The following is a 10,942-nucleotide window of genomic DNA, read 5'->3' as shown; positions in this document are numbered from 1 at the left end:
AAATTATTAAAACTAGAATAATCAGCCACAGGTCTAATAAAAAGCATGTCGAATCTAATTATTATTAGACTAATGATTAAAAAAGTTTTGAATTTTAGTTTTTTTATTTTTTTGATAAATAATAAAAATAAGATTGTAAAAATTGCTAAATACACTAAAGGAAAAGTAGCATAAAGAATTTTAAAGGCTTTCCATATAAAATAAAAAAACCCATAAATTACTGAAAGAAAAATTGCAATAGCAAATAATATAATTAATAAAATTTCCATAATTACTCCCTTAAATTAGGGAGCTTTTTATCTATCATCGTCAAGTTTAAAATTATTAACAAAATCAGCATTATTAATAGTTTCAACACTTCTTCCGCCAAAACCTATATGAGATTGCGGAATTTCTTCTAGCATTACCACTATTCTCTCACGCTTTTTGCCTAATTTTGTTTCAAAATAATTTGTTAAATCACTTATTATTTCTTCGCATTTTTCTTTATTTGGCATTGGTGCTGCTAATTTTACATTAATTATTGGCATTTATTCTCCTTTGTAGATTTTTTTAAGATTGCTTATTTTAGCAGATGAATTTAACATTAAAAAATCAGCTATTATAAAACTTAGCATAGCTTTTAAGACAACAGCTCCACGAACACCTACGCAAGGATCGTGCCTTCCATAAATTGCATCTTTTATTAGACTAAAGTCTTTATTTAACATAGTTTGTTCTTTAAAAATTGATGGAGTTGGCTTAAAATGAGCTCTAATATAAATACTCTCTCCTGTGCTAATCCCACCAATAATTCCACCACTAAAATTATGTCTAGTATGTAAAAATAAAGGCTTATTAATATTGGTTTTTGCTACTTTAAATGACTTAAAATTAGGACTTTGTTTTAAAATAGAGCTATTTTGATTTTGCATTAATTCATCATTGCTAACGCCTAAAATCTCATCATTTGCAAAAGAGCCATTCATTGAGCTAAGCTTTCTTCCTGCTCCGATTTCAACGCACTTTACAGCATTTAATCCCATAAACGCACTAGCAATTCTAGCATCTAATTTATCATAAAGCCCATCTCCAAGCCCTGCCATTACGCCAAATGCTGCTACGCTAACACTTGCACCTACGCTATCATTGTTATTTTTTGCCTTTGTGATTTCGTCTTTAAATAATTCTTTAAATAAATCATCACCTAAAGCATTAAAATCTTTTTCTAAAGCCCTTTTATACTCTTCTTCACTGAATTTAAACTCATCTAAACTAACACCACCTACCCCACAAATACTAGCATAAGTTCTAATGTTAAATTCTTTTAATATTAAATCAGCAAAAGCACCTGCAATAACCCTTGCTACGCTTTCTCTAGCACTACTTCTACCACCGCCACGATAATCAAAATGCTCGTATTTTGCATAATATGTAAAATCAGCGTGTGCAGGGCGTAAATGCTCTTTATAATCTTTACTTCTTGTATTATTATTTTCTACTAGCACACAAATTGGAGCACCTGTGCTAATATCATTAAATACTCCGCTAATAATATTAACTTCATCAGCTTCTTTTCTAGGAGTGCTAAACGCTCCACCACCTTGTCTTAATTTAAGCAAGGAATTTATATAATCAGTATCAATTCTAACCCCTGCAGGATAGTTATCAATAACCACTCCAATTGCTTTTCCGTGACTTTCTCCAAAAGTGCTAAATTTTAAAAATGTTCCAAAACTATTCATCTTCTAACTTCTCTAACGCTAATTTAGCAGCACTTTGCTCTGCTTCTTTTTTGCTATTACCCATTGCTTTTGTAAATAATTCATCATTTAAAAAAAGCCCTATTTCAAATTCTTTTTTATGATCAGGCCCTTTTGTGTGTAAAATCCTATATTCAGGGGTTTGAGCCATTATTGCTTGAGTTTTTTCTTGTAATTTTGTTTTATAGTCTTTAATTAATTCTATATCAATCTTAGGAAAAACTTCATTTAATATCTTAGAGCCAACAGCACAAGCAATCTCATATCCACTTTCTAAATAAATTGCACCTATTATTGCTTCGTAAGCATCTGATAATAAGCTTGGTTTTTTTCTTCCGCCGTTATTTTCTTCAGATACTGATAATTGCAAAAACTCTCCAATTTCAAGATAACTAGCAATTTTTGCAAAAGACTTTTCATTCACTAAAGCTGCTCTTAATTTGCTTAAATCCCCTTCACTATAACGAGAAAAATCCTTGTATAAAATATTTGCTACTATCAAATCAAGCACCGCATCACCTAAAAACTCAAGCCTTTCATTATGAGTTTTGCTAAAACTTTTATGAGTTAAAGCCTGATTTAATAGGGTTTCGTTTTTAAATTTATATCCTAGTTTTTCTTCAATTTTATGATATTTTGAAATTCTTTTTTCTAGCACTACATTAGCATTTATAGTGTTATTTTCATACTCAAGTGCCATACTTCTAGCTAGTTCATCACACATTTCATTGTATTTATCACCATTATGAGCTTTAACCCAAATTGCATTAATATCGTGGATTTTGCTAACTTCTAAATAACTCTTCCATAATTCAACATTTTTTTTGCCTTTAAAATCAGTCTTAACCCAACCACTAAGCCATTCATTAATACCCTTAACTACATATTGACTATCGCTATATAAATCAATCTTGCAAGGTTCTTTTAAGCTTTTTAAAGCGTTAATACAGGCACTTAATTCCATAATATTATTGGTTGTAAGCTTATCTCCGCCACTATCTTTAATGATTAAATCATTATCTATAATAATCCAAGCCCAACCCCCTGCTCCAGGATTTTTAAGGCAACTCCCATCAGTATAAATCGTTAATTTTTTCATATCCTTATCCTTAAATTAGCTTGCATTGTATCACACTTAAAACACTGCGAACAAAACGGAGTGTAAAAAATAGATTGTGATGAGCAATTTTTACATAAATAAAATTGACTGATATTATTTGGATTTATTGTTTCATCATCAATTTTAATTTCTTTAAAACTTTTAGTATTAAAGCTTTTATAATTATTTATAAATTCTAAATCTTTTTCATAATCTCCTAAAACGCACAAACATTTATAAACTTCTTTGCATTCATTGATTTCGTTTAATTTAAAATGAATATATCCAAGACATAATAGTGCTAATTCATCTCTAGCACGAGATTTTAAAATCTTTAATAAATTTTGTTTAGCGTCGTTTAATAATCCAAGCCTTAAATCACAAACAGATAATAAGTATAATAAATCTTTATCATTTGCAAATTCGTTTAATAAATTAATCAAAACATATTTGCACTCTAAAAACATTGAAGCTTTAAAAAATCCATTAGCTAAATTAAGCCTTTCATCAAAACTTAAACTACTTAAATACTTAGGCTCAATTGCATTAAAATTAGCAAGATATTTTTTGATATTTTTATTAGTTTGATTTTCTTTTAAACTTGCAAAAATTATTTGAGCTAAAGCAATAATTAAAACAAGGCTAATTAAAACTAAAATTCCAAAAATAGGATTTCTATAATAGCTAAGTATTAAATCCACTAATATCCTTTAAATAAAATTAATTAATTATACATATAATACTTTTATGATTACAAACGAGAGCATTCAAAGATTAAAAGATAGCATTAACATTGTTGATTTGATTTCAAACTACATTCCCGTGCATAAAAATGGTGCGAATTATATGTGCGTATGTCCGTTTCACGCTGATAAAAATCCTAGTATGGCTGTTCGTGAAAATGAAGGATATTTTCACTGCTTTGGGTGTGGGGCGAATGGTGATGCTATTAGCTTTATGCAAAAATATCATAATTTAGAATTTATAGAAGCAGTAAAAGAATTAGCAAATATTTATGGCTTTATTTTAGAAGATGATAAAAAAACAAAAATTATTCAAAACAACGACGCTTGTAAAATACTCAACGAATATTATATAAGTGAATTAAATATCCGTGGGAATTTGATTGCCTATCTTGAAAAGCGAAAAATCACAAGGGATTTAAGAATTAAGTTTAATCTTGGCTATGCACCAAGTGCAAATGATACTTTAAGGATTTTGCAAAAATCAAATATAGCTTTAGAACAAGCATTAATAGAAGGGGTAGTTAAAAAAAACGATAATGGAATTTATCCATCTTTTATAGAAAGAATTACCTTTCCAATCTACGATAATACAGGTTATTTAGTAGGTTTTGGAGGACGCACATTAAATCCACAAAATCCTGCAAAATATGTAAATTCTCCCGCTTCAAAACTATTTGATAAAAGTAGTATATTTTACGCTTATCATCTAGCAAAAAATGATATTAATAAACACAAAAGAATGATAATTTGCGAAGGCTATATGGATACAATAAGTCTTCATAAAGCAGGACTTACATATTCAGTAGCAGTGCTAGGAACTGCACTAACAGAGCAGCATTTAAAATTAATTAAAAAAGATTATTTTGTATCTTTATGCTTTGATAAAGATGCAGCGGGAAATGCAGCTGCTTTTAAAGCAGGAGTTTTATTGAGTAAATTTGGCTACAACGCCGAAGTAATAAGGCTAAAAACATATAAAGACCCAGGCGAATACATTGAAAATAATGAAGAATTAAAGCTAAAAACCGAACTAAATAATACTATTAATATAATTAGTTTTTGTATTGAATATATATTTAAAAAAGAATTGAATTTAGATTATATAGACAAATTAAGCATAAGCAAAATTGAGCCATTTTTAATCAAACAAGCATATTCAGCTGTGCTAAATTACACCAATACTATTGATAAATTTTTAGCCAATACTCATCTTAAAATATTTTGCGAAAATTATGGGCTTGATTTTGATTTATTAAACGGAATAAAAGCAAAAGTAATAGATAAAAAACCACAAGCTAAACAAACTCAAAGCAATTCTTTAGAAGATGCGATAATTTATTTTTTAGCTATTTCAAAAGCTAATTTTAATATTCTTATTTTAAGAGAATATTTTCATAATAATTTAATTGATGATGTATTAAATAAAAACTACGCAAATGCTAATATGCTAGAGTTTTTAAACAATATTCACCCTACTAAAAAAGTAGATAATATCTTAGTATTTTTTAATAATTTAGCCAATTATTACGCAAGTTGTAATATCCTAAACGCCTTGCTTTTTAAAAATTACGCTAAAGAATTAATAAAAAATCATAAATTAATTCATAGTAATGATGGTTTAAAAAAGGCTTATCATTGCCTAGTAGAACTAATAGCAAATCATAATAAGCAATTAAGCGATGATGAAAGAGCAAGGCTTAAAGATAATATAAGAAAATTAGGAGAATAAATGAAAGCATTAGCTTTATTTAGTGGTGGTCTTGATAGTATGTTATCAATCACTACCATTGCAAAGCAAGGAATAGAAGTTGAAGCTATTCACATTGATACAGGGTTTGGCGGAAAGAATTTCGCCCTTTTAGAGCGTCGTGCAAATATGGCTGGAGCTAGTTTTAGGGTTGTTGATATTAGTAGTAAATATTTACAAGATGTATTGTTAAATCCAAAATATGGCTATGGAAAGGCTATTAATCCTTGCATTGATTGTCATGGGTATATGTTTAAAACTGCTCTTAGTATGTGTGATGATTTAGGTGCTTCTTTTGTAATTAGTGGAGAAGTGCTAGGTCAGCGTCCAATGAGCCAAAGAGCACAAGCATTAAATAGTGTTGCAAAACTTAGCGAAGATTTAAATAATATCATTTTACGCCCACTTAGTGCAAAATTACTAGCACCTACTATGCCTGAACTTAAAGGCTGGGTTGATAGAGAAAAATTATTTGATTTTAGTGGTAGGGGTAGAACCAGACAAATGGAACTTGCAAAAGTTTATGGTTATAGTGATTATGAAAGCCCTGCTGGTGGGTGTTTGCTAACCTTACAAGCATATAAAAACAAAATCCAAGATTATCTAAAATACAAAACGCTAGATAGTAAAAACGCTGAATTGTTAAGATATGGAAGACATTTAAGACTGCCAAATGGTGCTAAAATGATAATTTCAAGAAATGAAGAAGAAGGTCTAAAAATCTTAAAATTATTAGATAATGAAGAGATAAAAATGAGCGAAATTAGAACCGATTTAATAGGTGCTATTTCTTTACTTGACAATGACGCTAGTTTAGAAGATATTAAACTTGCTTGTTCTTTAGCACTTGCATATGCAAAAAATCCTACTAATAAAGATTGTGAATTTATGCAAAATAATTATTTTGCTAATGCACTTAGCAAAGATGATGCTCAAAAATACTTTATAGTTTGATGAAATTCTTATTTGAAATTCTAGAATTTAAAATAAGAATTTCAAATTCTAAGATTTTATATAAGTATCAAAATAACTTAATTTTAAGCATAAATAAAATCATAAAACTAGACTTTTATATCTAGGATTTTGTTATTTACTAAATCTTCTACCACACTAATACTTAAGTCAATTTCTACACTATTTGCAATCGCATTTGCACTTTTGCCTAATTTTTCTAAGATTTTATTATCATCACTTGTAAGTGAATTTAAACCTTGTTGTTTGATTTTTTGAGTTATTTGCATAAGTTTTGCTAAAAGCTCGGCTTGTTCTAATTCTTTTTCTTTTTGCTTGTTTTTGATTTCTTCGGTACTTTGACCTTCTTTTGCAAAATAAGCAATTGACCTTTGAAATTCATTTTGATAGCGTTTTATATCTGTATTTTTCTCTTTTAATTCACTTTTATAATCTTGTTCTTCGCTAATATTTTCAAAATTAATCTCAGCAAAACTCAAAACCCCATCAAAATCCCTATCACTAGATATTACACTATCTAAATACTCGCTAATACTTGTGCCAATTTCTAAAGTTAATTTATCATATGTTTTAGTATTTATAAATCTTTCATCACTTAATTTATTTACTACATAAATATATCCATTAAACTCGCCATAAACCCCAACTTCAAGCCTTGCATTACTTAATTCATCATTATTTATCCTACCATCTTGATTGCTATCAGCTTTTGCAAGTCCTAAATCATAAGCAATTGTTTTAAACCAGCTTGAGACAAAATTAGCAGCATTACCATTTAAAATAAGCTTATCATCACTTAAGATAAAATCAGCTTTATCAAAATGAGCCATTAATTTTTCAATAGTATTTTTACTAAGATTAACTCCTTGAGTATTATTATCAAAACTAAAAACAACATTTGTATTGTCTTTATCACTTGTTTTTAAAGCATAATTTTGATTTGTTATATCATCTTTTATAGCATTAATTTGCTCTTGATTTAAATTGTGAAAATTACTCAAATTCGCCTTATGATAGCTAGTATCAAATACTTTTGAAATATCAACATCAAAACCACTAATTCTCATAAAATCTCCTAATATCAAACCTTAATATCAATTAATTTTGTATCGCTTAAATCTTTTTTAAATTCTTTCGTAAAATCTATAAAATCTCCTAGCTTATCACTACTTATTAAATCTTTTAATTTATCTTCGCTTATTTTTAATTCATTACTTATGTTTTGGATATTAAATTTTTGTAATATTTCTTTTTCGTTATTATCTAAAGATTGTGATTTTTTAAGTTTTTCAATTATATTATTAATTTTAATTTGTTCTTTTACTCTTTTAATTTCTTCTTCTGCCATATCAACATTAGCTTGTTTGTGGAGTGGAATACTTGTAAAAGGTTGATTATCTAAAAATACTCCGTATTCATAAACAATATCTTTAAAATCATATTTTTCAGCAATTGTTATATAACCATCAAGATTTTTATCCATACTAATAGTTTTATCAAGTGCTTTGCTAATACTGCTTACATTATCTTTATTGATAGCAAAAATACTTGGAATATAACTTGCAACTTTAGTAGCTTGTCCTGAACCATCTTTAGTTGGCTCTATATATAAAGAAAATGCTCCTATAGTATAATTAATTTCTTTTTTATCTACTTCTCCATCATTATTTTTATCAGCTGCTAAAAAATTACTCTTATACGCTACATCGCTAAACCACCCAGCTACAAAACTTGCTGCGTCTTTATCTAAAATAATTCCTTTATTAGTATCAATAAAATTATCTTCATTAAAAAATTCTTTTAATCTATTAATATTCTTGTCACTAAGTTTTACTCCGATATTGCTTTCATCAAATTTAAAAAATACATTGTAATTTTGCTCTTTACTTGTCTTAATCTCAAAATTATTTTTATTTATATTATCTTTTAAATTGCTAATATCTTTAGTATTTAATTCTTTAGTTTTAACATTATCAGCCCAAGCAAATGCTATATTTTTTACTTGCGAGATATCTATTTTCATAAGTTTTCCTTAATACTTTTACTAAAGTAATTTAGTAAAAGTATATTAATTTATATTTTAATATTTTGGTAATCTAGGTGGTTTCCAGCCTTCTTTTTGTGGCATTACTCTATCTCTTGCTGAAGAATTAAAAGCTGAACCCCAAGCACCTGACCAAGTAAGAAAGCTATAACCATTTGTATAACTATACCAAGAATACGCACTTACATTCGTAATAAAAGCTAAAATAGCTAAAACTGCTTTTTTCATTGAAAATCTACTTTCATTAATGATTTGAATTATTATAATTTGATTTTAATTAATACTATTATTATTTTATTTAATATTTTGATATATTGTAACTTTTAGTAATAATTAATTAAAAATAAAAAATTAAACCTTAATATCAATTAATTTTGTATCGCTTAAATCTTTTTTAAATTCTTTCGTAAAATCTATAAAATCTCCTAGCTTATCATTACTAATTAATTCTTTTAATTTATCTTCGCTTATTTTTAATTCATTACTTATGTTTTGGATATTAAATTTTTGTAATATTTCTTTTTCGTTATTATCTAAAGATTGTGATTTTTTAAGTTTTGCAATTATATTATTAAGTTTAATTTGTTCTTTTAATCTCTTAAGCTCTTCTTCTGCTATATTAAATTTAATTTTTTTATGTGGAATACTCATAAAAGAGTGATTTTCATCATCATATACAATTCCAAACTCATTTATATAATCTTTATCTTCCACATTCCAATATTCACCCGCTGTAACTTTGCCATCTAAGTCTTTGTCCATATCAATTATAATATCTAATGCCTCACTTAAATCAGACTTACCTTCAATACTATGAGCTATTCTATTTGAATCATAAGTTTCATCTATATTTGTTGCCTTTAGGAAATATTCTTTATTTTTATCTTGTAATAATTTATAATTTACATTAACTAAGTCAAACAAATTCCAAGCTTCTAAAGCCGTAATTTCTCCATCATTGTCTTTATCGGCTGCAAGATAATTTCTTGTATATGCCGTATCAGCAAACCAACCCACTACATAAGACGCTGCGTCTTTATCTAAAATAATTCCTTTATTAGTATTAATAAAATTGTCTTCATCAAAAAAGTCTTTTAATCTATTAATATTATTTTCACTAAGCTTTACCCCGATATTATCTTTATCAAGTCTAAAAAATACATTGTAATCTTGCTCTTTATTTGTCTTAAAGCTAAAAGAATTTGAATTAATACTTGCATTTAATTTATTTATATCAAGAGTGTTTAATTCTTTAATTTTTATATCACTTTTCCTAGCAATAGCAGTATTTTTTACTTGCGAGATATCTATTTTCATAAAGTTCCTTAATGTTTATTACCCTAAACTAGCCCATTTTATTACAAAGAATTTAAATTAGAAATTAAGCTTTTATATCAAGTAATTTTGTTTCACTAAGAGTTATTGCAAAATTTCCACTAAAATTTACAAAATCATCTAATTTATTTTCACTTGCTAGGCTTTCTACTTTATCAGGACTTATATTTAGTTTATCACTTATAATCTGTTTTAATTTAAATTCGCTCTCATAAGGTGCAGGGTCAATTCCTAGTTGAATTAATACATCTTTATCACTTTGGTCTAACTTATCAACTCCAAGCTTTTTAATCTTGGCTATTACTTCAGTTAATTTTTCTTCAGCTTTTTCGGCAAGCTGCCTAGAATGCTTAGTAAGTCCATTTATCAAATCATCAAGGCTAATTGCAGGAGCACTAGAGCCACTTTCACTCATAAAATCTTCAAAATATCCCTTTTCACCTACATCCATAAACTCACCAAATGTAATAATACCATCAAGATTTTTATCATCTTTTATAGCATCATTGATAGAATTTGAAATATCTGAATAATAACCATCATTTTTTGGTAAAAAATCACTTTTCTTATAAGTTTTCGTAATAGAATTTGAAACTATATATTTTTCTTTGGTTTTTTCATCGCTTATGAGAACTGCATCTTCATCAAATCCACTTAATGTATTCCTTGCTTCTTTGTGAGTTAATTCTCCATTATTGTCAATATCTGATTCAAGAAATTTTTGTTTATATGCAATATCACTAAACCATCCAGCGACATAAGAAGCTGCATCTTTATCTAAAATAATTCCTTTATTAGTTTTAATGAAATTATCTTCATCAAAAAAATCTTTTAATTTTTCAATACTAGCTTCATTTAATTTCACTCCAATGTTTTCATTACCAAATTTAAAATAAGTATTATAATCTTGTGCTCTATTTGTTTTAACGCTAAAAGAATTGCTCTTTATACTAGCATTTATACTTGCTAGTTCTTGTGTGCTTAACTCTTTTTTAGCAATATTATCTTGCCACATAATTGGAGTGTTAGAAGTATTGTTAATATAGTGTTTCATAAATAATCCTTAATGTTTATTACTTTAATTAAATATTTAAAAACATAACGGCAATAAAGTCTGCCGTTAAATCAATAATTCATACACATATACTTGCGATATTTATAGCTATAACCACAATTAATTGGTCTTTAATATCTCTTAGAATACTTACAAAAAAGCTATCTTAAAATACCAAAACTTATGATACGAACTAGTATTTT

The 10,942-nt window shown here is 27.3% G+C and carries 12 protein-coding genes and 1 pseudogene; 2 read left to right on the top strand and 11 right to left on the bottom strand.

Annotated features, from left to right (window positions below; translation table 11 throughout):
- The 6 genes and pseudogenes from KJQ97_RS07895 to KJQ97_RS07875 form a co-directional block, all read right to left on the bottom strand.
- A partial coding sequence (locus KJQ97_RS07895) for a hypothetical protein (RefSeq protein ID WP_214120492.1) occupies positions 1-269 on the bottom strand: 269 nt, incomplete at its 3' end.
- A gap of 27 nt (positions 270-296) precedes the next feature.
- The gene (locus KJQ97_RS07890; protein WP_214118708.1) at positions 297-530 is read right to left on the bottom strand and encodes a tautomerase family protein; all 234 of its coding nucleotides are present in this window, start codon (positions 528-530) and stop codon (positions 297-299) included.
- On the bottom strand, positions 531-1,724 hold the full coding sequence (aroC, locus tag KJQ97_RS07885; protein WP_214120491.1) for a chorismate synthase: 1,194 nt from the start codon (positions 1,722-1,724) through the stop codon (positions 531-533).
- Positions 1,717-2,385 (bottom strand): ribonuclease III, encoded by a 669-nt coding sequence (gene rnc, locus KJQ97_RS09855; protein ID WP_336607624.1) that lies wholly within the window; start codon positions 2,383-2,385, stop codon positions 1,717-1,719. The genes aroC and rnc overlap by 8 nt, the downstream gene beginning before the upstream one ends.
- Positions 2,386-2,451: 66 nt before the next feature.
- A pseudogene (rnhA, locus tag KJQ97_RS09850) lies at positions 2,452-2,841 on the bottom strand (ribonuclease HI); the annotation flags it as partial.
- Entirely contained in the window at positions 2,838-3,542 is a 705-nt protein-coding gene (locus KJQ97_RS07875) for a tetratricopeptide repeat protein (RefSeq protein ID WP_214118702.1), read from the bottom strand. The pseudogene rnhA and the gene KJQ97_RS07875, both read right to left, overlap by 4 nt.
- 46 nt (positions 3,543-3,588) lie before the next feature.
- Here KJQ97_RS07875 and dnaG point away from each other — a divergent pair, with 46 nt between their 5' ends.
- Entirely contained in the window at positions 3,589-5,316 is a 1,728-nt protein-coding gene (gene dnaG, locus KJQ97_RS07870; RefSeq protein ID WP_214120490.1) for a DNA primase, read from the top strand.
- Positions 5,317-6,288, top strand: coding sequence for an argininosuccinate synthase domain-containing protein (locus KJQ97_RS07865; protein WP_214118699.1), 972 nt, complete (start codon positions 5,317-5,319; stop codon positions 6,286-6,288).
- Between the two features lie 107 nt (positions 6,289-6,395).
- Here KJQ97_RS07865 and KJQ97_RS07860 read toward each other — a convergent pair whose 3' ends face one another.
- From KJQ97_RS07860 to KJQ97_RS07840, 5 genes are all read right to left on the bottom strand, one after another.
- Positions 6,396-7,373 (bottom strand): hypothetical protein, encoded by a 978-nt coding sequence (locus tag KJQ97_RS07860; RefSeq protein ID WP_214120489.1) that lies wholly within the window; start codon positions 7,371-7,373, stop codon positions 6,396-6,398.
- A gap of 14 nt (positions 7,374-7,387) precedes the next feature.
- Positions 7,388-8,329, bottom strand: coding sequence for a hypothetical protein (locus tag KJQ97_RS07855; protein ID WP_214120488.1), 942 nt, complete (start codon positions 8,327-8,329; stop codon positions 7,388-7,390).
- A gap of 57 nt (positions 8,330-8,386) precedes the next feature.
- Positions 8,387-8,578, bottom strand: coding sequence for a hypothetical protein (locus KJQ97_RS07850; RefSeq protein ID WP_214120487.1), 192 nt, complete (start codon positions 8,576-8,578; stop codon positions 8,387-8,389).
- Positions 8,579-8,701: 123 nt separating this feature from the next.
- Positions 8,702-9,667, bottom strand: a complete 966-nt coding sequence (locus tag KJQ97_RS07845) for a hypothetical protein (RefSeq protein ID WP_214120486.1) — start codon at positions 9,665-9,667, stop codon at positions 8,702-8,704.
- Between the two features lie 64 nt (positions 9,668-9,731).
- Positions 9,732-10,739 (bottom strand): hypothetical protein, encoded by a 1,008-nt coding sequence (locus tag KJQ97_RS07840; RefSeq protein ID WP_214120485.1) that lies wholly within the window; start codon positions 10,737-10,739, stop codon positions 9,732-9,734.
- Between the last annotated feature and the right edge of the window lie 203 nt (positions 10,740-10,942).

This window comes from Campylobacter sp. 2018MI01, from assembly GCF_018501205.1.
GTDB lineage: Bacteria > Campylobacterota > Campylobacteria > Campylobacterales > Campylobacteraceae > Campylobacter_E.
This window is presented reverse-complemented; position numbering and strand designations above follow the sequence as displayed.

Bases quoted from the DNA above. Each gene is read 5' to 3' on its own strand.
- aroC (WP_214120491.1), bottom strand. From the start codon at position 1,724: ATGAATAGTTTTGGAACATTTTTAAAATTTAGCACTTTTGGAGAAAGT.
- KJQ97_RS07845 (WP_214120486.1), bottom strand. From the start codon at position 9,667: ATGAAAATAGATATCTCGCAAGTAAAAAATACTGCTATTGCTAGGAAA.
- KJQ97_RS07855 (WP_214120488.1), bottom strand. From the start codon at position 8,329: ATGAAAATAGATATCTCGCAAGTAAAAAATATAGCATTTGCTTGGGCT.
- KJQ97_RS07865 (WP_214118699.1), top strand. From the start codon at position 5,317: ATGAAAGCATTAGCTTTATTTAGTGGTGGTCTTGATAGTATGTTATCA.
- dnaG (WP_214120490.1), top strand. From the start codon at position 3,589: ATGATTACAAACGAGAGCATTCAAAGATTAAAAGATAGCATTAACATT.
- KJQ97_RS07890 (WP_214118708.1), bottom strand. From the start codon at position 530: ATGCCAATAATTAATGTAAAATTAGCAGCACCAATGCCAAATAAAGAA.
- KJQ97_RS07860 (WP_214120489.1), bottom strand. From the start codon at position 7,373: ATGAGAATTAGTGGTTTTGATGTTGATATTTCAAAAGTATTTGATACT.
- KJQ97_RS07840 (WP_214120485.1), bottom strand. From the start codon at position 10,739: ATGAAACACTATATTAACAATACTTCTAACACTCCAATTATGTGGCAA.
- KJQ97_RS07850 (WP_214120487.1), bottom strand. From the start codon at position 8,578: ATGAAAAAAGCAGTTTTAGCTATTTTAGCTTTTATTACGAATGTAAGT.